Here is a 22,071-nt window from a genome sequence, read left to right on the forward strand (position 1 = left end):
TTAATTTAGCCACGCACTATATCACACGTGATTTACTGTAAAAATAAAAAGGCCCATATAAATATGAGCCTCTTTGTTAGTCACAACTAATGCTATTTATGGCGACCTTGCAAGCATTTAACTACATCTTCAAGGGCTAAGCCTTGGCGTTGTAGCAATACTGTAAGGTGATAAATTAAATCAGCAGATTCGTTTGTTAGCTCATCGTTATCGTGTTTCATAGCGGCAAGGGCAACTTCAACGCCTTCTTCACCTACTTTTTGACAACTACGGCTTAAGTCTTTTGCAAATAATGACGCTGTGTAGCTTTTTTCAGGGTCGTCGTTTTTACGCGCAACAATCACATCTTCTAACTGTGCTAAAAAGCTTAAACTTGGTTTTGCTTCATCACCAAAACAGCTTTGTGTGCCTAAGTGGCACGTTGGGCCTTCTGGGTTGGCAAGTACTAAAATTGAATCGTAGTCACAATCGGTATGTACAGATACTACGTTTAAGTAGTTTTCTGATGACTCGCCTTTAGTCCATAAACGCGATTTTGAACGTGAGTAAAACGTTACCTTATTGGTATCAAGCGTGACAGCGAGTGCTTCGCTGTTCATAAAGCCTTGCATTAAAATAACACCAGAGCGGGCATCTTGAATAATAGCAGGGATCATGTCACTTTTAGCGAAATCGACCTGAGCTTGGTTTTGTTGTGTTACTTGCATAATCTTGCTGCCACTTGGTTATCTGTTAAAAATTGTTTTAGTTCGCCAATGTTAATCACATTTTTATGAAAAACGCTGGCGGCTAATGCACCATCTACTTTGCTTTGTTTAAATACATCAACAAAATCTTGCATACTACCCGCACCGCCAGAGGCGATTAAAGGAATGTCACACAGCTCGCGAATTTTACTTAGTTGCTCGTTGTCGTAACCGTTACGAACGCCATCTTGGTTCATACAGTTTAATACAATTTCGCCTGCGCCTAGGTCTTGTACGCGTTTAACCCATTCTTGTGTTTTATAGCGCGTACGGCTTGATGCGTTAGGATCGCCGGTTAATTGATACACTAAATACTCGCCGGTAATTTCATCAAAAAAGCTGTCAATGCCGACTACAACACATTGCTTACCAAACTCATCGTGTAATTCTTTAATAAGTTCAGGACGCGCAATAGCAGGGCTGTTAATACTTATTTTGTCTGCGCCGCGCTCAAGTACACGCGCTGCATCAGCCACTGATTTAATACCGCCCGCTACACAAAATGGAATATCGATATTACGTGCAATGCTCTCTACCCAATTCACGTCGAGTAGGCGTTTTTCAACGCTTGCACTGATTTCGTAAAAAACCAGTTCATCGGCGCCAGCTTCGCTGTAGGCTTTAGCCATTGTTAAAATATCGCCAACTATTTCATGGCCTTTAAACTTAACGCCTTTAACTACTTGGCCGTCTTTAACGTCTAAACACGGGATTATGCGTTTTGATAACATGCCAGTGCCTCCTCAACGCTAAATGCGCCATCAAGCAATGACTTACCTAAAATAACGCCGCCCACACCAAGTTCTTTAAGCTTTTTAATGTCATCTAGTGAGCTTACGCCACCTGAGGCTTGCACTTTAATTGTGCTGTTGTGGCGAGTTAAATCTTCATATAATTCAAACGATGGGCCCGTCATGGTGCCATCTTTACTGATGTCCGTGCATAAAAAATCAATAACACCTAAGCTCACATAAAAATCTACCAGCTCAAGTAAACCAAATTCAGATTCACTTAACCAACCGTGCGTAGCAGGTGCCCAGCCCGTGGCTGTTTTATTTACATCAAGAGCAATTACAAAATGCTCTGCGCCAAATTGCTCAATCCAGGCTTTTACTTGTTCGCGTTTTTCTACTGCCATTGAACCAATAACTACTTGGTTTGCACCGGCTTTAAGCCAATCACTTACATCTTGCTCTGAGCGAATACCGCCGCCCACTTGATACGGTACGTTAAGTGCTTTGGTCGCAGCTTGGATATGTTTCCACTGCTTTTTACTTGGATCGCGTGCACCTTCTAAATCAACAAGGTGTAGTTTACCTGCGCCGCTGTCGGCGTATTCTTTTAAACGCGCGCCAAGTTCGAAAGGGTAAAACTGTGCTGTGTCGTATTTACCTTGGTACAAGCGCACAATTTGATTTTGTAATACGTCTAATGCTGGAATAATCACAAATAATCTCTTTTTTGTTAGTTAATGGGCAGCTTACAACTGCCAATCAACAAAATTTTGTAATAAACGTGCGCCAACTTTTGCGCTGCGCTCTGGGTGAAATTGCATGCCTGCGTAATTGTCTTTAGCAACAATGGCTGAAAAGGTTTGACCATATTCGCCGCTCACTAATGTGGCGTCGTTTACGGTGTGCGCAAAGCTATGAACAAAATACACTTGCTCATCAAGCGTTAGCCCTTTAGTTAATGCATGCTCTTTGTTAACGCTTAAGTTATTCCAACCCATATGCGGCGACGTTAAATTGCCTACATCAAGCGCTTTTACTTGCCCTGGTATTTTACCTAGGCACTGTACGTTACCTTCTTCGGTGCTTTCGCACAGTAACTGCATACCTAAACAAATGCCCATAAGCGGGCGCTGGTATTCATTTATAGCTTGTTGCCAGCCGTTATCTACTAGGCGTTTCATAGCAACCGACGCGTGACCTACACCTGGCAATATAGCGCGCTCAAAACCCGCTAATTGCTCTGGTGAAGTAATAACTGTTGGCGTTTGGCCTAAGCGTTCAAACGCAAAGCGCACTGAATTTATATTGGCACAACCGGTATTAATTATGGCAATCATAAACATCCCTTAGAGCTGGCTGTTTGTTGGGTCGTGTCTTGTGCTACAGCCATACGAAGAGCACGTGAAAACGCTTTAAATAAGCCTTCTACTTGGTGATGACAGTTACCGTCGCTTACCGATAAAATAAGGCTAATAGCGGCGTTATCACTTAAGCTTTTGAAAAAGTGCTCAACCATTTGTACATCTAAATCACCGGCTTTTTCGCGGCTAAAGTTAGCGTTTAATACAAATGATGCACGGCCCGATAAATCAATTTGTGCTTCAGCTTTACACTCGTCCATAGGAAGCGCAAAACCATAGCGTGCAATTTGCGATTTAGTGCCAAGCGCTTGTTTAAGTGCGACACCAAGAGCAATACCAATGTCTTCAACAAGGTGGTGCTCATCTATGTGTAAATCGCCTTTGGCTTTAATGTTTAAGCCAATGTTTGCGTGGGTGCGAATTTGATCAAGCATGTGATCAAAAAAGCCAAGGCCGGTGTCTATGCTGCCATTTTTAGTTTGATCTAAGTTTATGGCTACATCAATTTGGGTTTCTTTAGTGTTGCGTGTAACACGACCTTCGCGGTTTGCGGTAGTCAATTTTGTCACTATCGCACTCCAATCGCCGTCGTATAAAATACCTTCACAACATAAGTTTTGAGCAAGGCCAATATCGGTCTGGCGATCGCCAATAACAAAAGAGCGCGCTAAGTCTACTTTGCCTGAGCGCATAAGCTCGGTAAGTAAGCCCGTTTTAGGTTTACGGCAATCACAGTTTTGCTCATCAAAGTGTGGGCAAATTAATACTTCGTCAAAGCTAATGCCTTGGCTTTGCATTATGTCCATCATTTTGTCTTGTGCTATATCAAAATCAGCAGTAGGAAAGCTATCTGTGCCTAAACCATCTTGGTTAGACACCATTACTAAACGGTAACCTGCGGCTTGTAATTGTAATAACGCAGGAATAACACCAGGTAAAAATGCTAGCTTTTCAAGGCTATCCACCTGTTTGTCGGTAATTGGCTCTTCAATAATAGTGCCGTCGCGGTCTATAAATAAATAGGGGTTACTCATGATACTTCGTTTCCTGCTAAAGATGCTGCGGTAGCCGGCGTTTGTAAGCCATCTAACCAAATTTTTACTTGTTCAAGTTCTTGTTCACTGCCAATTGAAATTCGTAGCCAGTCGTCTTCACCGTATAGTGTAAAAGCGCGCATAACCAAACCTTGCTCAAGTGCAATTTTAAAGTAGTTTTTATCGGCTAATTTTAAAGTAACAAAGTTACCTTCACCAGTGAGAATTTTTAATGCAGCAGGGGAGGCGTTTAGCCAATCTACCAACTTAGCTTTTAAGCTATTTAAAATAGTAACTTGGCGGCGCATTGATGTAATTGCATCGGGTGCAATTGCTTGCGCTGCAATACTTGCTACAACACCTGATACCGGATATGGCGCAATGACTTTACGAATTGGCGCTAGTACGCTCACTTGTGCAAGCGTAAAGCCCGTTCTGAGCCCTGCTAGCGCAAAGGCTTTAGAAAGCGTGCGCAGAACCACTACATTACTAAACTCATTAATAAGTTTTGTGGCGCTTTGCTCTGGGCAAAACTCTATATAGGCTTCGTCAACAATAACCAGTGCTTTACCCATAAGTGCTGTTGCAATCGCTTTTACTTTATCAAGTGGTGTTAGGCTGCCCGTTGGATTATTTGGGTTACAAATAAATACCAGTTTTGAGCTGCCAACAGCTGCAACTATTTCGTCAGCACTGCCATTTAATAATAATTCTTGGGTAAGCGCGTTAATACTAACATTGTGTGTATCGGCGGTAACTTTGTACATACCGTAGGTTGGTAAAAATAGCGCAATACTATCTTTAGCTGGCTCACAGTATGTGCGCACTAAAAGCTCAATGCCTTCATCTGCGCCGCGCGTCATTAATACATTTTCGCTTTCAAGCTCTGTATAAGCGGCGTAACGGTCAATAACCAGTTGCGGTTGTGGATCAGGGTAGCGATTTAAATCCTCAATACTCAGTTCAAGATTTTTAGCATACGGGCTTTCGTTAGCATTTAGCCACGTAGTACCGGTTAGCTTTTCACTTTTTGCAGAGCTGTATGCAGCAAGGGCTGCAATATTCTTAGGTAATAAGCTAGACGCTTGTGCGCTCTCATTGCTCATTTTTAATTGCCTCTAAACGAATTGAAACCGCATTAGCGTGGGCATCAAGGCCTTCTGCATCTGCAAGTGGTAAAATTGCTTTTGAAAGCTGCGTTAAACCACTTTTAGTAATTGTTTGCACTGTGTATGTACGGAAAAAATCAAGCAAGTTTAAACTCGAGTAAGTTGCACTGTAACCATATGTTGGTAACACGTGGTTAGTACCCGATGCGTAATCGCCTGCAGATTCTGGTGTGTAGTCACCTACAAATACTGAGCCTGCATTTTTAACTTTATCTAGGTAAGGTGTTGCATCGCCTAGCTGTAAAATTAAGTGCTCTGGGCCGTATTGCGCCGATACATCAAATGCTTGCTCAACTGAATCAACCAAAATAAGTGAAGAATTAGCGAGCGCTTGCTCGGCTGTTTCTTTACGGCTCAAATTAGCTAACTGGCGTGTAAGTGCCTGCTGAGTTTGTTCTATAATACTTTCGCTGTTACATAATAAAATAACTTGCGAGTCTGCGCCGTGCTCTGCTTGTGAGAGTAAATCGGCGGCTATAAATTCTGGGTTTGCACGTTCATCTGCAATAACTAATACTTCAGAAGGACCTGCTGGCATGTCAATTGCCATACCTGGGATAGTTTGAGCAACGAGCTGTTTAGCCATTGTTACGAAGCTATTACCTGGGCCAAAAATTTTGTTTACTTTAGGAACCGATTCGGTGCCATAAGCCATTGCTGCAATTGCGCCTGCGCCACCACTTTCTATCAAAGTAGTAATGCCACATAACTTAGCTGCATATAAAATAGCAGGGTTAATTGCTTTATCACCTTGTACCGGCGTAGCTAGTACAACGGTTTTAGCGCCGCTTAACTGTGCTAATACACCTTGCATAATAACCGACGATGGCAGTGGTGCACTGCCACCGGGTACATAAATACCGACTGCTTCGATGGCTTGATATTTCAGTTCACATACAACGCCTGGTTGGGTTGATAATTTAATATCTTTTGGCAACTGCGCTTCGTGAAAACGTTTAACATTTGCATAAGCGGTGTCAATTGCGTATTTAAGCTCAGCACTTAGTGCTTGCTCAGATGCGTTAATTTCATCTAGCGGTACGCGCAAACGTGGGTTAGCTCTATTATCAAACTCTTTGGCCATGCTAAGTAAGGCCTCATCGCCTTGCTCTTTTACATTAGCTAAAATAGTTTTGCATATTGCTTCAACCTTTGCGCTTACAGAAACTGCAGGGCGCATTAGCGCCGCTGCTTGTACTTGTGAAGATTCCTCATTCCAACGAAGCATGGTACTTACTCCATCATTTTTTCAATTGGCATAACTAAAATAGAGTTAGCGCCTAGGGCTTTTAACTGCTCCATTGTTTCCCAAAATAATGTTTCGCTGCTTACCATGTGCAGTGCTACGTATTCTTCATTACCCGCAAGGGCAAGTAGAGTCGGTTGACCAGAACCAGGTAAAATTTCACAAATTTCATCAAGTTTGTTTTTTGGTGCGTGTAGCATGATGTATTTGCTTTCTTTAGCTTGTCTAACACCACGTAGGCGCGGCATAAGCTTATTGATTAGTGCTAGTTTGTCAGCGTCTTGCAGATCTTTATTTTGAATTAAACATGCGTTTGATTCTAAAATTGTATCACCTTGAATTAAGCCGTTAGCTTCAAGTGTTGCGCCAGTAGATACTAAATCACAAATTGCATCAGATAAACCTGCACGTGGTGCTACTTCAACAGAGCCAGTAAGCATTACTGTACTTGCGTTGATGCCTTCGCGCTTTAACCACTGAGTTAAAATTTCTGGGTAGGTAGTTGCAATACGTTTGCCTTCAAACCAGCTCTTATCGCGAGCGCCTAGCTCTTGTGGCCATGCAAGTGCAAGACGACAGTAACCAAAATCTAGTTTTGAAAGTTTGTTTACTTCGCTTGGAACACCTTGGCGTTCACGTTCTGCTTGAACTTCTACTAGTACGTTTTCGCCAACAATACCTAAATCACATACACCGTCCATTACTAAACCAGGAATATCGTCATCGCGCACACGTAGTACGTCAATTGGCATATTAGTTGAGTGTGCAATTAAGCGTTGTTCACGAAGGTTAAGTTTAACACCTAACTGTTTTAACAGATCTTGACAATCTTTAGATAGGCGGCCGCCTTTTTGGATGGCGATACGTAGACGATTTGAGTTACTCATTATTCATTTTCCTTTAATTTAAAAACTAAAAACCCCGAGGGGAACCTCAGGGCGAAAATGAATCAATGTTTTTTGAATCGCCAGAGGTTCCTTTTAGGAATAACCTCTCAGCGAAAGACCTGACAGGTTATTCCGGTGAATGGTGGTGATGATGTACTGTTGTCAGGTTTAAGCGCATTTTTTATCCTATTTAACTGCTCGTTGTTATAGTAACGTTCAGTTGTTATCTGTTTAAATAAATTTCGCATTCATAAAAACATAAACAGCCATATTATGGCAAGTTTTTTTTAGCTTAATTAAAGCATATCTTATAACTGTCGATAATATTAAGAAGGAAAGTGCAATTTTTGCATATATTTGTTTGTTTATTAGCCAAACCAAGCGTTTAGATAATTTAACAGTAAACTAAGGAAGTGTGTATGGATATCATGATTCCTTATTTAGGAAGAATAACCAGACTAGAAGTTGAGTCAAAAAGTGCTTTTCATATTGCGGGTGTGCAAAGTGGATCGGCCGCTGAAAAAGTTGAGCTAGAGAATAAAAAAAGGCGTGAGCTACAAAAAAAGAAAAAGCTCAATATGCTTGACGACCAAAATAGTAAAAAAAAGTCTAACGTAGACGATGACGAAAACCCCCATTTAGATACATGGGCATAGGTTACAGTTACTGTATATTGCTAGAATTATAAAAGGGAAGCCTATAAATAGACTTCCCTTTTTCTGTTGAACTAATTAGTTCTGACTTTTACTTTTTAATATATAAAAGCTAAATATAGCGAACACACATACCTGAGCCACAATACCTTGCCATGTCGACTTAATACCAAGCCATGCTATATCAAAGCTCATTGGTAGCGGCGCAATACCTATTATATCGGCCTCTTGTAATGCAATAATGGCTTTGCCCATAAGCACAAACGAGAGTGCAAATAATAGGTAAGTGGTAATTGCAAAAAACTTAGCAACCGGTAATTTAATTGAGTACTTAATTAATACCCACGTAATAATAGCCAGTATTGCTACAGCTATCGCAAAACCCGATGCAATAGATGAATATTGAGCAGGCGAGCTTTGCGTTAATAAAGACTGATAAAACAATACGGTTTCGAATACTTCACGGTATACGGCAATAAAAGAAAGCCCCGCTAATCCCCAAAGTGTTCCCGACTCAAGACGCTTATCTATATTGTCTTTTATATATTTTTGCCATTGTTGCGCACTTGTTTTACTGTGCATCCATACGCCAACATACAGTAAAATTACAGCGGCAAACAATGCCCCAGCACCTTCCATAACTTCGCGACTTGCACCACTTATTTCTATTAATGTTTGCGCAGCAGCCCATGTTAAGCCACCGGCAATAAGTGCTGTTACCCAGCCAATATGTACGTATTTAAGCGCATCTTGACGTTTCGTTTTAATAAGCACAGTCATAAGGGCAATTATAACTAAGAGTGCCTCTAAGCCTTCTCGCAGTAATATTATTAAACTCGCTGAAAGTAGGGCGCCATCAGTTAGCTTGGTTTCGTTTAGCATGCTATCTGCTTTAGCGAGTTGTGTTAGTGCTGCACTTACTTTTTCGGCAACGACGGCTGTATCTTTTTCGTTTTTGAATGTTTGGCGCAGGTTCATCAGTTGTACTTCGATGTTTTTACGCAGTGTTTCGTCGTAGGCATTTAAGTTGTTTTCAACAAGCTCAAAGCCATCTAAGTATGCGCTAATTGATAAATCACTTGCTTGTGAGTAATTGCCTTTAGCATGCGCGGCTTGCGCTGCAAGTAATTGCGTGCGAGTAACTGTTATCGGATTTTTGTTAGCGCTAAATAATTGCTCTGGATTACCACGAAGCCATTTAACGTAATGTGCTTGTGCTTCACTTTGACCTGCCGATAATTGTGCAGGGTTTAGGTTTACAATCTGTGAAGCGGTAATGTTTTGTTCTACATTTTGTGGTTTTTGAACATCTTTAAATGCCAAGCTACCTACATAAAAAGCTAAAGACCATCGTTGTTGTTCATTAAATTGGGTAAAAGCAACCATAGGCGTGTCGTCAATGCCGTTACTTACAGCGTCAAATAACCCCATTAATGAGCGGTTAGTTGCGCGTTCTTCATCGGTAAAGTTGGTAGGCTCTGGCGATAAATTTTTTGCAAGCGGACCGTCGCCTTGACCACTAGGGCCGTGACACATTGAGCAGTTAGTAGCAAAAAGCGCTTTAGTTTGCTCAACCGGAAGCAGCGATGTAGGTAATGATAGTTGTGGCATAAAGGTAAGCAGCGACTCACGAAGCGCTGAGCTTGCTGCACGTACATCGGCAACACTCGCTTTATTAGCAATCGCTGTATGCAGTGCTTTAGCTTGTGCCTTTACTGTATCAAACTCATTGGTTTGGCTTGATAGCTGTCCAGCTTGCTCAATAATAACGTGCGAAAATTCAGTCATTTCTTGATATTCGTCGGGGTCTAGTATTTCACCATTTCCAACAGCTGCCACGTAATCTACACCTACATACTCTGCAAGCTGTGCAATTTGTTTTATTTTTGTTTGCTCATTAGGTGAGGCCGACACATTAAAGCTTGCCATAGCCATTATAAAAAGCACAAAAAAACAATGAAATTGTCGTTTGCCCAGAGATACCAAATTAAAAAACACGTGAGAATTATTTTTGGACATTGAAAAGCCCTACAGAGGAAAAGCCAAAATTATAATTGTTTTCATTTGCATTTCAAGCGGATTAATTTAAACAAAGAAGATAAATAAAAAGGATAACAATTTATAGAACTTTAAAGTGTTTTTGTAACACGTGAGTAACAGTAACCAAGTGATTTGTATAATAACTTGGTTACTGAGTTGATTGCTCACAAAGCATTTATTACTTTGCTTGCTCAGCTGACTTAATGCTGCTTTGAATAAGCGGCGAAATAGTTAAGCCTTGTACAATAATAGAAAATATAACTACAACGTAAGTAACAATAACAATAAGGTTGTGTAGGTCAGAGCCGCCTACAAAAACTTGCTCGCGTGGAATTGCTGCCGCCATTGCCAGTGCAAGACCACCGCGTAGCCCACCCCAGGTTAAAATTTTAACGCTGTGTTTATCGTAACTTCTAAAGCGTTTAAAGATAACAAAGGGTGCGCCTACGCTAATAAAGCGTGCTAGTAATACTGCAGGTACCATTAGTAAGCCTAAGCCAATTTCACCAAGCGTGATTGGCATCGTCACTATTAGCATACCTATTATTAAAAACAGTAGGGCATTTAAAAAGCTATCGGTTGCATGCCAAAAATCTTTTACGTAACGAGTGTCTTCAGGCCCCGTGCGCTCAGTTGCTTTAGTACGAGTAATGTTACCCATCAATATGCCACTCGTAACCATGGCAAGTGCGCCTGATATTTCCCAAATATTTGCAGCAGCAAAACCTGCGGTAGGAATAGTTAAGGTTATCAATAAGCGAATGTTTACATCGCGGCTGTTAATAATTAAAAAGTGGCCAACCAAAGCGATAACCAAACCAAACGCAATGCCGCCTAGGGCGTCTACAAAAAAGAGTTCTGCTATATCGCCAAATTGTGCATCGGTGCCATAAAAAGCAACCGAAAAAATGGTCGTAAATATTACTAAACCAATACCGTCGTTAAATAGCGACTCACCTTCTACTTGAACTGAGATTCCTTCTGGCGCTCGCATTTGTTTAATAATAGCAAGTACAGCAATAGGGTCGGTTGGGCTAATAAGCGCGCCAAATAATAAACAGTATATAAACGGTACATCAAAGCCAAATAAGGCAAATAGATAAAAACTTAAATAACCGACTATAAAAGTGGAAGCAATAGTAGAAAATAGCACTAGTGCGGTTATTTCCCAGCGCTGTTTACGAAGCGCCATAAGGTTAATTTCCAATGCGCCAGCATAAAGTAAAAATCCGAGCATACCTTTGAGTAATAACTCGTTAAAGTTAATACTGGAAACAATTTGGGTCATGGCTAACGCATTTTGATCGCCTAATAATTTAACGGCAATAATCAATAATAAAGAAATAACAACTGAGCCTGTAGTAATGGCAATTGTAGTTTGCATTTTGAGGATATATTGGTTTGCAAAAGCAATAAAAATTGCAATGGCAGAGAGAAAACAAATGAGATACCAAGCATTCATTGGCTAACCTTACTATTTTTTTAACGACACACGAAAAAGAGGATTATAAACCCGCGTATGGTACTCCTGTAATATTTCAGAGTCACAGTTTTTATGCCTAAATATAGCTTTTAATACGGATTATTTTTAGTAAGAGTTAATAGAAAATTAGGCTTTGTAAATATTGTCATTATTAAATTAAATGCACGTTATAAATACACAGTGTATTGTAAAATCGAATGATTAATCTCACTATTAAAGTGCGTATTAATTCGTAAAGTAAAAGTGGGTTTTGTAATTACTTGCCCTTAATGCTTTGCTTACGTAAAATCCCGCTATTATTTATTTTAAAGTGATTGGTATTATCAAACAGCTGTTTAGTGCAACCGGGCCTTTAGCGTTATCTTTAGATGGGTATACGCCTCGCCAACCACAAATTGATATGGCAGTAGCTGTTGCGGATGCATTAAAAAACAGTTCGCAATTAGTTGTTGAAGCAGGCACGGGTACGGGTAAAACATTTGCATATTTAGCCCCTGCACTTAAGTCAAAAGGGCGCACGATAATATCAACAGGTTCTAAAGCTCTACAAGAGCAGCTTTATCACCGAGATTTACCGCAACTAGTTAAAGCTTTAAGTGCTTCAAAAAAAACTGCCTTATTAAAAGGGCGCGCCAATTACCTATGCACCTACCGACTTAATCAACATGTTGCACATGTACCTACTGACGACTCTGACGTAATGCATCAACTAGCTATGGTAGCTAAGTTTGCAAGCGAAACACAATCGGGCGATTTGGCCGATTGTATAGGTATAGAAGATGATGCCAAAGTACTGCCTTATGTAAATTCAACAGCCGATAATTGTTTAGGTAAAGAGTGTCCAGATTTTCAAAGCTGTTATATACGCAAAGCACGTTTAACTGCGGCCGATGCCGATGTGGTTGTGATTAATCACCATTTGTTTTTTGCTGATATGGCTGTAAAAGAAAGTGGCTTTGCTGAACTCATGCCAAAAGCTGATGCTTATATATTTGATGAAGCCCATCAGTTAAGCGAAATTGCTAGTGATTACTTTGGTGAAAGTGTAAGCACTAAAAAGTTGGTAGATTTAATTAATGATTTACGTGCTATTTATAGAGCTGAAATTCCCGATATGCTGCAACTTGGTAAAAGCTTAAACAAGCTTGAGACAAGCGTTGCTGATTTACGATTACAATTTGGTGTTGATGGCAGCCGTGGCGATTGGCGAGAAAAACTAAGCGATAAACAAATTTGCGCGGCGCTCCATCGTGTGATTAGTGATTTAGATTTTGTTTACCAAGTACTTAAACTTTGCCTAGATAGAAGCGACAAAATTGAGCATCCATTTGAACGTGCACTTGCGTTTAAAGGTCAGTTAGAGCGGGTTTTTGATACAGCCCAAACCGGTTTTAGTTATTGGTATGAAACAACGCGCCGTTATTTAACAATTAATATAACGCCATTGAATGTATCAGCTAAGTTTGCTCAAATGATGCAAGACACGGGCGCAGGATTTGTATTCACTTCTGCAACACTTTCGGTTGATAACAAACTAGAGCATTTTAATGCAAGCCTAGGTTTAAAGCCAAAACAAAGCATGATGGTAGATAGCCCGTTTGACTACCCTAATCAGGCGCTGCTGTGTTTACCTCGTTACTTACCCGAATCGCACGCTGATAATATGCCCCATGCAATCGTAAAACTAACGCTTGAGCTTATAAAATCAGCACAAGGGCGTTGTTTTGTGCTATTTACTAGCTATCGAATGATGCACTTAGTGGCCGAAGGACTAACTACACAAATAGACTACCCAGTTTATATGCAAGGGCAAATGTCTAAGCGTATTATTTTAGAGAAATTTACCCGCCATGGTAATGCGGTATTACTCGGCACGGCTTCTTTTTGGGAAGGCGTTGATGTACGCGGCAGTACACTAAGCTGTGTTATTATAGACAAATTGCCATTTGCAGCCCCTGACGATCCATTGCTACAAGCTAAAATGCAAGATTGCCAAATGCAGGGAAAAGACCCTTTTTCACACATACAATTACCGCAGGCTGTTATTGCGCTAAAACAAGGTGTAGGGCGTTTAATTCGAGATAGTAAAGACAAAGGCGTACTTGTAATATGCGATAATCGCTTAGTTACACGCCAATATGGCCAAGTATTTTTGAAAAGCTTACCACCGATGCGCCGCACGCGAAGCTTAGAAGATGCCAATACATTTTTAAAACAAATTAATTAGAGTACTAAAATGATCAAAAGTAATATCCTTGCCCTTGATGCTTCAACTGAAGCACTTTCAATTGTTTTACATTACCAGGGCCAAACGTTTCATCATTTTGAAGAGTGTCCGCAGCAGCACAGCCAAAAAATACTTCCACTTGTGGATGAACTGTTAACTAAAGCAAACTGTAAATTAAAAGATTTAGACGTAATTGGTTTTGGCCAGGGGCCAGGTAGTTTCACCGGTGTACGTATTAGTGTTGCTATAGCGCAAGGTTTAGCGTATTCAACTAATTTGCCGCTTGTTGGTGTGTCTACACTGGCTACTATGGCTCAACAAACATTTGAACAACACGGCAGCCTGAGTGTTTATCCAAGTATAGATGCGCGTATGGGGGAGATATACTTTGCACATTACCAAGCGCAAAATAATCTAATGCTTTTAGTTAACCAAGAATGCGTTATAAAACCTGATTTACTAAACAATGAGTATATAGCAACCACTGAGCCATCTGTAGCAGTGGGCACAGGTTTTAAAACCTATCCTGATGCGATTAATGACTTTGAAAACGTGACAATTAATACTGATATTACATTGCCTGATGCACGTTATATGTTAGCGCATGTTGAAGCCGCGTTTTTAGCGGGTGACGTTGTAAAAGCGAGTGACGCTCAACCTAAATATGTGCGCGATACGGTAACGTGGAAAAAGCTACCAGGACGTGAGTAATCATATTATTTGCAAATTGGTTGTTTTTAAATCATAATTTTATGCATTATTAAGGTTGGAGACGCGTAATGACGCTGCCTATTGGTTCAGGTTTTTTTACCGGAGATATTCCGGGTAGGGTTAGCTCTACTCAAGTTGTTACTAATAAACCACAGAGTTTATTAGACCAACCGGCTGCTAAAAAAACAAATACCGATTACGTAAAAAACAGTGTTGAGGGTGTTGAACTGGCTAATCAGCTGTTTAAAAGCAGTGCTAAAAGCAATGAATACAGCCAAACAATTTACGACCAACCGACAGCTCAAGTAAGCAAAGCGATTTCTACTTATACTGAATTTGCTAATTTAGAACGCAGAGCAGAAGTACAAAATTTAATAGGCGTTGATATATACGCTTAACGCTTATTTAAGCGCTTTAGATAAATACAGCTATAAAATTTAATAAAAAGCCCGAACATTTGTTCGGGCTTTTTGTGTTCAAAAGTACGTAAAGCTTACTGCTTAATAAAGCCAATCAGCTTATCTGCTATATCAGTATTATTTTGTGAACCAATAAATTGTTCACTGCCTTTACCATAGGCAAATACCTGCACGTCTACAGCAGTATGTCCGCCTGTTGTCCAGCCAGTAAAGCTTGCATCGCTAATAATACTCTTAACAGCTAAATTAAGCGCTTTTTCACCCATTTTTTTAGCTTGCTCAAGTTTTATTTGGTTTTCAGTTGTAAATTCAATATTGGTGTTAGCAGTCCATACTGATTCTAAATCATCAGAATCCAGTAAAAGTTGAGTTAATTTACCAGCAGTTGCTTTAACACCTTTTACTACATCAGTTTCCCATTTGTATTGACCATGTGCGCCAAGGGTTAACCCGCCTGTTGAATGATCGGCCGTTATGACTAATATAGTATCTTTATTTTTATCAACATAGGCTTTTGCTTTTTCGATTGATTTAGCAAAATCATCCATCTCAGCCATTGCACAGGCTATATCGTTAGAGTGACCACACCAATCAATTTGGCTGCCCTCAATCATCACAAAAAAGCCTTCTTTGTTTTGATTATCTAATAAACCAAGTGCTTTAGACGTTAACTGAGTAAGACGAGTTGGGTTTTCATCTAATGCAAAAGGTAAGCCTTTAGATGCGTATAAACCAATTGCAGGTATTTGTGTAATTTGCCCTAGGTTTTTAATGTCGTCGCCATATTGATAACCAGCGGCTTTAAATTCATCAACTAAATTACGGTCATCACGAATGAAGTATTTAGTACCGCCACCAAGCATTAAATCAACCGGTAATTTACCCGCAATTTTGTTGTCGATGTAATCATTGGCAATGTCATTATAATTATTACGTGATTCATTATGCGCCGCAAAACTTGCTGGAGTTGCGTGGTTAATTTGTGAAGTTGCTACAAGCGCTGTTGTCATACCGCGCTCTTTTGCTATTTCAAGCATGGTTTTAACTGATTTTTTGTCTGTATCTACTGCAATTGCGCCATTGTAACTTTTATGACCGCTACTGAGTGCTGTAGCACCTGCTGCGCTGTCTGTCACATAAGTATGGTCATCAGGGTAGGTACGAGCCATACCCTTTAAAATAGTGTCAAAAACCGTGCCTTCTACTTCTTTTGTTGCAGGGTCGTCTTTAAAATAGCGATAAGCCGTGGTGTAAGCCGGACCCATGCCGTCACCAATCATATAAATTACATTTTTAGGTGCTGATTCTGCGTAAGCACCAGAAGCGGTGCATAAAAGCGCTAATAAGCTGATCTGTTTTTTCATGGTTGTGTACCTTATGAGTGTACCTTATTTAATAGCCGCTGATATTGTATACAGATAGTATGATAAATAAATGAATATCTAAGATATTTATAATTTAGGGTTATATGAATAGAATTGTAGTTAACGCTGTTAGTTCTATTTATTTAAATTATACTGGTTATAGCTTAACTACATATAATGCTATCACGTTTTAATTGTTTAAAAGGTATACAAAGCAAACATATTTAAAAAGATCAGCTTATTTTTTTTGTAATTAAACTTATGATATTGTTTAAATTTTATTTTATATTTTTTGCTTTCTTTAGATCATCAAGATAATTAAATAGCGAATTTTACACCATTTTCTCGGTTAGTGGTCTGACAGCTTGTATGCTATAAATAATGATGCTCTAAATTAATAAAGGACTTGCCGTGCAGCCATTTAATATTGAAACCAATAACTTGAATATTCATGGCTTAAAAGTAGGTACTGGGGATGAAATAGTAATAGCGTTGCATGGTTGGTTAGATAACTGCCACAGTTTTATACCAATGTTAAGTAAAGATAAGCCAAAGCACTCTTGGTACTGTATTGATTTTGTGGGGCATGGTTTATCATCTTGGCGAAGTGATGATGCACATTATTATTTTGTTGATTATATTGATGATGTGTACCAACTTATTAATGCGCTTGGTGTTAAAAAAGTTCATTTAGTGGGACATTCGATGGGAGCCATGGTTGCAGGGCTTTTTGCTAGTTGCTTTGGTGATTATGTAAAATCTGTTACCTTTATTGAGGGGATTGGGTGTGTTACAACTCCTAGCGAAGGCGTATGTGAACAGCTAAAAAGTGCAGTATTAAATAGAGCGCGTTTAAAAAATAAGAAGCAGAGAGTTTATAAATCGAAAGAGCTTATTTATGAAGCACGTGCTCAAACAACCGATTTGAATAATGAGCTTATTGCTCTTTTAATGCAGCGAAATATAAAATCGGTTTTAGATGGTTATACATTAACAACTGATCCAAAGCTTAAAAATCACTCAGGTTTTAGGTTTGATGAGGCGCAATGTATTGGTGCAATAAAAGATTTAGTTGCACCGTGTCAATTAATTTTAGGTAACGAAGGTTATTCGTTTGTAAAACAAAATCTGGCAAAGTATATTAGTTATTACAATAGCTTAAAGGTAATTAATGTAGATGGTGGGCACCACTGTCATATGCAAAGTAGTGAACACTGTTTTAAGCATATTCAAGACTTTATGCTGCAAAATGGTGCATGTTAATTGTAAGTTTACGTAAAATGTGGGATTATTCCTCCATTAGAGTATTTGCTCAATTGTTAAAGCGCCTTACTTAGATTAAGGTTAATAAAAATATAATTATAAACAGGGGCTAAGAGTGGAAAAAATCTGGCTTAAGCGCTACCCAGAGGGTATGCCTGAAACAATCGATCCTGAGCATTACAACTCGTTACTCGAAGTGTTCGAAAAAAGTTTTACTGACTACACCGATTTACCTGCATTTACTAATATGGGTAAAACGCTGTCTTATAGCGAAATAGATACAGCAACAAAAAAAGTTGCTTCCTACATTCAAAATGATTTAGGTCTTAAAAAAGGCGACAAAGTTGCCGTAATGATGCCTAACTTACTACAAACACCAGTCACCATTTTAGGTATTTTACGTGCAGGTTGTGTGGTTGTAAATGTTAACCCACTTTACACTGTGCGTGAGTTAGAGCATCAGCTAAAGGATTCTGACACTACCGCTATTTTCATTTTAGCAAACTTTGCTGACACACTTGAAAAGTCACTTGCACACACTGATGTTAAACACATTGTAGTAACGCAAGTAGGCGACATGGTTGGTGGGCTTAAAAAGCACATAGTTAACTTTGTTGTGAAGCACATTAAAAAAATGGTGCCAAAGTTCAACTTACCAAACACAATTAACTTTTCAGACGTTTTAGCTGCAGACGAAACTAAATATACACGTCCTGAAATGAGCTTGTCCGATCTTGCTTTTTTACAGTACACAGGTGGTACAACAGGTGTATCAAAAGGGGCAATGCTGAGCCATGGCAATATGGTTGGTAACCTTGAGCAAGTTTCAGGCTGTTTAGACAAAGTGTTAAATCGTGGTACAGAAGTTGTTGTTACTGCTTTACCGCTTTATCATATATTTGCTTTAACAGCTAACTGCCTGACGTTTATGAAGTACGGTGGTTTAAATATATTAATCACAAATCCACGAGATATGCCTGGGTTTGTTAAAGAGCTAGGTCAGCATAAATTTACAGCTATTACTGGTGTTAATACGTTATTCAATGGTTTATTAAACACACCAGGTTTTGCTGAGCTTGATTTCAGTCATTTAAAAATGTCACTTGGTGGCGGTATGGCCGTGCAACGTCCTGTTGCTGAAAAATGGCAAAAAGTGACTGGCTCAAAATTAATGGAAGGCTATGGCCTTACAGAATGTTCTCCATTAGTTACTATTAGTCCTTATGATTTAGAAGCATATAACGGCTCAATTGGTTTGCCTGCGCCTAATACTGAGATTAAGCTAATACTTGATAACGGTGAAGAAGCCGCTAAAGGTGAACCGGGTGAAATGTGTGTGAAAGGCCCGCAGGTTATGGTGGGCTATTACAAGCGACCAGATGCAACAGCTGAATGTTTAAAAGATGGCTGGTTTGCAACAGGTGATATTGCAACTTATGACGATGAAGGTTTCTTCTTTATTGTAGATCGCAAAAAAGACATGATCATTGTATCTGGCTTTAATGTTTTCCCTAATGAGATAGAAGAGGTAGTGGCTATGCACGAAGGTGTGCTTGAAGTTGCTGCTATTGGTATTCCTCACGATGTAAGTGGTGAACAAGTTAAAGTTTTTGTTGTTAAAAAAGACCCTTCTTTAACTGAAAAAGATATAATAAGTCACTGTCGTGATAATTTAACTAATTACAAGGTCCCAAAACTGGTAGAGTTTAGGGATGAGTTACCTAAAACTAACGTAGGTAAAATACTCCGAAGAGCCTTGAAAGATTAGCAACCTATAAAAAAGCCGACATATGTCGGCTTTTTTATTGTAGGAGATTAAGTGCAATACCAATTGATCGAAACCCAAAATCAACTGAACACTTTTGTTGAACAAATAAAAAATAAGCCTATTTTAGCTATTGATACTGAGTTTATGCGTCGTCGCACTTTGTATCCAGAAGTTGCACTTATCCAAGTTTTTGATGGTGAGCATTTAGCGCTTATCGATCCGTTAGCTGAGCTCTCATTATTCGATTTTTGGGAAATACTAAAAGATCCTAGTGTTTTAAAAGTACTGCATTCTCCTTCAGAAGATATTGAGGTTTTTCAAAAATACGCAGGCTTTGTTCCATCCCCACTTTTTGATACACAATTTGCGTTGCAGTTACTTGGGGAAGGTAACTGTATGGGCTTTGCCCTTATGGTAAAAGAGTTGCAAGGTATTGAAATAGATAAAAGTGAGTCACGTACTAACTGGCTGCAACGTCCGTTAACTAAAAAACAGTTAGATTATGCTGCTGCAGATACTTTTTACTTATTGCCGTGTTTCGAGCTGATTATAGAGCGTATTAATGCCGCTGGGTTCTTTGACATTGTAATAAACGAGAGTGAGCTGATAGCTAAAAAACGTGCATTTCAAACACCAGACGAGCTTTTATATAAAGATATTAAGAATGCATGGCAACTCAAACCGCACGAACTCGCGGTTTTAAAAGAACTTGCTGTATGGCGCAGAAACAAAGCCATTAAGAAAAATTTAGCGCTAAATTTTGTGTTAAAAGAACATAACATGACTGAAATTGCCAAACGTGGTCCTTCAAGTTTAAATGCTCTACGTCAAACTCCAGGAGTTGAAGCTATTGAAGTTAATCGCTCTGGTGTAGATATAATCAAGTGTATTGAAGTTGCCAAAGCAATACCAGATGCTGAGCATCCTGATGTACTTAAGCGCTTAATTGATTTTCCTACCTATAAAAAAGTAGCCAAAGATATTAAACAAAAGATCACTAAAGTCGCTAAAGAGCACAATATACCAGAAGACGTTATGGCCTCTAAAAAGCAAATTAATCAATTGATTAGTTGGAATTGGAAGTTAACTAATGAGCAAAAACAAAGCCATATTAAGCCTGATTTATTAAGCTCTTGGCGCTATACCTACGTTAAAGACGCTTTAAAAGAGTGGGATAACTAAACCCTTTAAAAGGTGTCAGATGACAATCCTCGTTCAGCTAAAAACCTAACTAACATTAAAGTTAGGTTTTCTCTTCGCGAGTTATTTGGCCAAACTGCATAATACCCAAGAGGTTTTAAAGTCCAATTAGGTAATACATGCACGAGTTTACCGGTTGCAATATGCTCCAGTGCCAGATGCTCGGGCAAAATAGCAAGGCCAAGGTTTTTTGTAGCAAAATAGCTCATTGCCCAGGCGCTGTTAACGTTAATACGTGAGTTCTCTATAATGCTAACAGTTTCGTTTGTCGCGGAAGTAAACTCAATTGTATTTGACCGCATGCTAAAATGTATCCAGTCCCAATTTTTCAAGTCATGAGGGTGAACAGGTGTTTTATATCTATTTATAAACTCTTTTCCAGCAACTAATAACCTACTACTTTCGCTAATTTTTCTTGCAACCATAGAGCTATCTTCTAGCCAACCTACACGGATGCTCAAATCCAACCCTTCATCCATGATATTCATAATATGATCTGAATAAATTAAGTTCAGGGTTATTTTAGGAAATTTCTTCGCAAACTCTGCAATGGCAGAAGACATATGAGAAGAAGCCAAAAAAGCTGGAAGAGATATTTTTAAAGTCCCCTTAGGCTCTGCTGCCAATGAACTTATATCGTTAAGGCCAGCTTCTGCACTTTTAGATATCTGACAAACATGTTTATAAAATGTGTTGCCCTCTTTTGTGAGTGAAAGCTTTCGGGTCGTTCTATGAAGTAGAGTTACTCCTAAAAAACTTTCTAGATCAGAAATAGTCTGGCTTACACGAGAGGGAGCAAGTCCTAATTCTTTCGCCGTTAATCTAAAAGATCCTAAATCAACAACTTTTGTAAAAACGGCCATATGGCGTAAATGATTTATCATTGTTCTGTTTATTTAAACTGTTAAGTATGTTTATTGTATATATTCATCATAATAACTAAAAGTTATATTACTTCCGAATTAATCAACACTCAATTTGCCATTAACAAAGTCGTAATTGGCAGTATTAATACTTCAGGAACTACAATGAAAAAAATTAACAAAAGCATCTTTTTAGCACTTGCAATTACCTCTGTAACTCCTTTATTAGCACAGGCTGAAGGTTTTTATGGTACGGCACAACTTGGTTACAGCACACAGGCAAATGATTCAAAGGCAATCGGTAATAATATAGCAGTAGATGAAGACTTTCCTTCAGAGTTTGATGCAGGAAACGGGAGTGTTGCAATTATTGGTTTAGGTTATAAATTTAATCAACAATTTAGATTAGAGGCTCGCATTGGTTACCACGATAGTGATTTTAATGAATCAAAAATAGGATCTGGCGCTCGAGATGGTGAGCAGTACTCATTAAATGGCGACTTACAAAGCACGACTTATACGATAGAAGGCTTTTATGACTTTACTAATACAACAGCATTCACTCCTTATATAAAATTAGGCTTAGGGTTAGCTGATAATAGTTATTCCGCTAAACTTGGTGGCGCTGGTATTGCAGGTTTCGATGCTTTTGATGGTGCAGTAGATGGTTATTATGATAATTACGCAGATGATAACTCTACAGATTTTACATGGAACGTGGGTGCTGGTGTTAACTATGAAATTAACAAAACAGTATCTGTTTATACTGAATACCAATATATTGAGTTTGGTGACGTTAAAACAGGGCAAGATGATTTTACCGATGGTTTTAAAATAGATAGTGCAGCAAGTCATGAGTTTATGCTGGGTGTGAAAGTAAAACTATAATTTATAAAAATTATT

At 39.1% G+C, this 22,071-nt stretch carries 20 protein-coding genes; 8 read left to right on the forward strand and 12 right to left on the reverse strand.

Going from position 1 to position 22,071, the window contains the following annotated elements; genetic code table 11:
- Positions 1 to 92: 92 nt before the first annotated feature.
- The 8 genes from hisIE to hisG are packed head-to-tail and all read right to left on the reverse strand — an operon-like array spanning position 93 to position 7,177.
- Entirely contained in the window at positions 93 to 707 is a 615-nt protein-coding gene (hisIE, locus tag QT16_RS07620; RefSeq protein ID WP_007376299.1) for a bifunctional phosphoribosyl-AMP cyclohydrolase/phosphoribosyl-ATP diphosphatase HisIE, read from the reverse strand.
- Complete coding sequence (hisF, locus tag QT16_RS07625; protein WP_002960269.1) at positions 698 to 1,477, reverse strand: imidazole glycerol phosphate synthase subunit HisF; 780 nt, start codon at positions 1,475 to 1,477, stop codon at positions 698 to 700. Before hisF ends, hisIE begins: the two co-directional genes overlap by 10 nt.
- Entirely contained in the window at positions 1,459 to 2,193 is a 735-nt protein-coding gene (locus tag QT16_RS07630; protein ID WP_002960267.1) for a 1-(5-phosphoribosyl)-5-[(5-phosphoribosylamino)methylideneamino] imidazole-4-carboxamide isomerase, read from the reverse strand. Before QT16_RS07630 ends, hisF begins: the two co-directional genes overlap by 19 nt.
- A 33-nt stretch (positions 2,194 to 2,226) precedes the next feature.
- The gene (gene hisH, locus QT16_RS07635; RefSeq protein WP_002960265.1) at positions 2,227 to 2,817 is read right to left on the reverse strand and encodes an imidazole glycerol phosphate synthase subunit HisH; all 591 of its coding nucleotides are present in this window, start codon (positions 2,815 to 2,817) and stop codon (positions 2,227 to 2,229) included.
- Positions 2,814 to 3,875 (reverse strand): bifunctional histidinol-phosphatase/imidazoleglycerol-phosphate dehydratase HisB, encoded by a 1,062-nt coding sequence (gene hisB, locus QT16_RS07640; protein WP_008138596.1) that lies wholly within the window; start codon positions 3,873 to 3,875, stop codon positions 2,814 to 2,816. Before hisB ends, hisH begins: the two co-directional genes overlap by 4 nt.
- Complete coding sequence (hisC, locus tag QT16_RS07645; RefSeq protein WP_039487700.1) at positions 3,872 to 4,981, reverse strand: histidinol-phosphate transaminase; 1,110 nt, start codon at positions 4,979 to 4,981, stop codon at positions 3,872 to 3,874. The genes hisB and hisC overlap by 4 nt, the downstream gene beginning before the upstream one ends.
- The gene (gene hisD, locus QT16_RS07650; protein ID WP_024597350.1) at positions 4,971 to 6,272 is read right to left on the reverse strand and encodes a histidinol dehydrogenase; all 1,302 of its coding nucleotides are present in this window, start codon (positions 6,270 to 6,272) and stop codon (positions 4,971 to 4,973) included. The genes hisC and hisD overlap by 11 nt, the downstream gene beginning before the upstream one ends.
- 5 nt (positions 6,273 to 6,277) lie before the next feature.
- On the reverse strand, positions 6,278 to 7,177 hold the full coding sequence (hisG, locus tag QT16_RS07655) for an ATP phosphoribosyltransferase (RefSeq protein WP_039487703.1): 900 nt from the start codon (positions 7,175 to 7,177) through the stop codon (positions 6,278 to 6,280).
- A gap of 419 nt (positions 7,178 to 7,596) precedes the next feature.
- Here hisG and QT16_RS07660 point away from each other — a divergent pair, with 419 nt between their 5' ends.
- The gene (locus tag QT16_RS07660; RefSeq protein ID WP_002960256.1) at positions 7,597 to 7,833 is read left to right on the forward strand and encodes a hypothetical protein; all 237 of its coding nucleotides are present in this window, start codon (positions 7,597 to 7,599) and stop codon (positions 7,831 to 7,833) included.
- Positions 7,834 to 7,908: 75 nt separating this feature from the next.
- Here QT16_RS07660 and QT16_RS07665 read toward each other — a convergent pair whose 3' ends face one another.
- Positions 7,909 to 9,765, reverse strand: a complete 1,857-nt coding sequence (locus QT16_RS07665; RefSeq protein ID WP_082007373.1) for a cytochrome c/FTR1 family iron permease — start codon at positions 9,763 to 9,765, stop codon at positions 7,909 to 7,911.
- Positions 9,766 to 10,048: 283 nt separating this feature from the next.
- Positions 10,049 to 11,332: a cation:proton antiporter gene (locus QT16_RS07670; protein WP_024597348.1), complete on the reverse strand. Its 1,284-nt coding sequence runs from the start codon at positions 11,330 to 11,332 to the stop codon at positions 10,049 to 10,051.
- Between the two features lie 331 nt (positions 11,333 to 11,663).
- Between QT16_RS07670 and yoaA the strand changes: the two genes are divergently transcribed.
- The 3 genes from yoaA (at position 11,664) to QT16_RS07685 (ending at position 14,689) form a co-directional block, all read left to right on the forward strand.
- A complete protein-coding gene (gene yoaA, locus QT16_RS07675) occupies positions 11,664 to 13,580 on the forward strand; it encodes a DNA repair helicase YoaA (RefSeq protein WP_002960248.1) in 1,917 nt (638 codons plus the stop codon).
- Positions 13,581 to 13,589: 9 nt separating this feature from the next.
- A complete protein-coding gene (gene tsaB / locus QT16_RS07680) occupies positions 13,590 to 14,291 on the forward strand; it encodes a tRNA (adenosine(37)-N6)-threonylcarbamoyltransferase complex dimerization subunit type 1 TsaB (protein WP_039487705.1) in 702 nt (233 codons plus the stop codon).
- A gap of 68 nt (positions 14,292 to 14,359) precedes the next feature.
- On the forward strand, positions 14,360 to 14,689 hold the full coding sequence (locus tag QT16_RS07685; RefSeq protein ID WP_039487707.1) for a hypothetical protein: 330 nt from the start codon (positions 14,360 to 14,362) through the stop codon (positions 14,687 to 14,689).
- 95 nt (positions 14,690 to 14,784) lie between these two features.
- Here QT16_RS07685 and QT16_RS07690 read toward each other — a convergent pair whose 3' ends face one another.
- Positions 14,785 to 16,074 (reverse strand): alkaline phosphatase, encoded by a 1,290-nt coding sequence (locus QT16_RS07690; RefSeq protein WP_039487709.1) that lies wholly within the window; start codon positions 16,072 to 16,074, stop codon positions 14,785 to 14,787.
- Between the two features lie 411 nt (positions 16,075 to 16,485).
- Here QT16_RS07690 and QT16_RS07695 point away from each other — a divergent pair, with 411 nt between their 5' ends.
- The 3 genes from QT16_RS07695 (at position 16,486) to rnd (ending at position 20,287) form a co-directional block, all read left to right on the forward strand.
- Positions 16,486 to 17,337: an alpha/beta hydrolase gene (locus QT16_RS07695; RefSeq protein WP_039487710.1), complete on the forward strand. Its 852-nt coding sequence runs from the start codon at positions 16,486 to 16,488 to the stop codon at positions 17,335 to 17,337.
- A gap of 115 nt (positions 17,338 to 17,452) precedes the next feature.
- Complete coding sequence (gene fadD, locus QT16_RS07700; protein WP_002960239.1) at positions 17,453 to 19,105, forward strand: long-chain-fatty-acid--CoA ligase FadD; 1,653 nt, start codon at positions 17,453 to 17,455, stop codon at positions 19,103 to 19,105.
- A gap of 51 nt (positions 19,106 to 19,156) precedes the next feature.
- Positions 19,157 to 20,287: a ribonuclease D gene (rnd, locus tag QT16_RS07705; RefSeq protein WP_039487712.1), complete on the forward strand. Its 1,131-nt coding sequence runs from the start codon at positions 19,157 to 19,159 to the stop codon at positions 20,285 to 20,287.
- Positions 20,288 to 20,292: 5 nt separating this feature from the next.
- On the opposite strand, the gene QT16_RS07710 is transcribed toward rnd, so the two are convergent.
- On the reverse strand, positions 20,293 to 21,189 hold the full coding sequence (locus QT16_RS07710) for a LysR family transcriptional regulator (RefSeq protein WP_039487714.1): 897 nt from the start codon (positions 21,187 to 21,189) through the stop codon (positions 20,293 to 20,295).
- 33 nt (positions 21,190 to 21,222) lie between these two features.
- Between QT16_RS07710 and QT16_RS07715 the strand changes: the two genes are divergently transcribed.
- Entirely contained in the window at positions 21,223 to 22,056 is an 834-nt protein-coding gene (locus QT16_RS07715) for an outer membrane protein (protein WP_491416449.1), read from the forward strand.
- The last annotated feature ends 15 nt before the right edge of the window (positions 22,057 to 22,071 follow it).

This window comes from Pseudoalteromonas distincta (genome assembly GCF_000814675.1).
GTDB lineage: Bacteria > Pseudomonadota > Gammaproteobacteria > Enterobacterales > Alteromonadaceae > Pseudoalteromonas > Pseudoalteromonas distincta.

Excerpts from the sequence above, each read along its gene's own strand:
- hisIE (WP_007376299.1), bottom strand. The coding sequence starts at position 707 with ATGCAAGTAACACAACAAAACCAAGCTCAGGTCGATTTCGCTAAAAGT.
- hisF (WP_002960269.1), bottom strand. The coding sequence starts at position 1,477 with ATGTTATCAAAACGCATAATCCCGTGTTTAGACGTTAAAGACGGCCAA.
- hisH (WP_002960265.1), bottom strand. The coding sequence starts at position 2,817 with ATGATTGCCATAATTAATACCGGTTGTGCCAATATAAATTCAGTGCGC.
- hisB (WP_008138596.1), bottom strand. The coding sequence starts at position 3,875 with ATGAGTAACCCCTATTTATTTATAGACCGCGACGGCACTATTATTGAA.
- hisC (WP_039487700.1), bottom strand. The coding sequence starts at position 4,981 with ATGAGCAATGAGAGCGCACAAGCGTCTAGCTTATTACCTAAGAATATT.
- hisD (WP_024597350.1), bottom strand. The coding sequence starts at position 6,272 with ATGCTTCGTTGGAATGAGGAATCTTCACAAGTACAAGCAGCGGCGCTA.
- hisG (WP_039487703.1), bottom strand. The coding sequence starts at position 7,177 with ATGAGTAACTCAAATCGTCTACGTATCGCCATCCAAAAAGGCGGCCGC.
- QT16_RS07660 (WP_002960256.1), top strand. The coding sequence starts at position 7,597 with ATGGATATCATGATTCCTTATTTAGGAAGAATAACCAGACTAGAAGTT.
- QT16_RS07665 (WP_082007373.1), bottom strand. The coding sequence starts at position 9,765 with ATGGCTATGGCAAGCTTTAATGTGTCGGCCTCACCTAATGAGCAAACA.
- QT16_RS07670 (WP_024597348.1), bottom strand. The coding sequence starts at position 11,332 with ATGAATGCTTGGTATCTCATTTGTTTTCTCTCTGCCATTGCAATTTTT.
- tsaB (WP_039487705.1), top strand. The coding sequence starts at position 13,590 with ATGATCAAAAGTAATATCCTTGCCCTTGATGCTTCAACTGAAGCACTT.
- QT16_RS07685 (WP_039487707.1), top strand. The coding sequence starts at position 14,360 with ATGACGCTGCCTATTGGTTCAGGTTTTTTTACCGGAGATATTCCGGGT.
- QT16_RS07690 (WP_039487709.1), bottom strand. The coding sequence starts at position 16,074 with ATGAAAAAACAGATCAGCTTATTAGCGCTTTTATGCACCGCTTCTGGT.
- QT16_RS07710 (WP_039487714.1), bottom strand. The coding sequence starts at position 21,189 with ATGATAAATCATTTACGCCATATGGCCGTTTTTACAAAAGTTGTTGAT.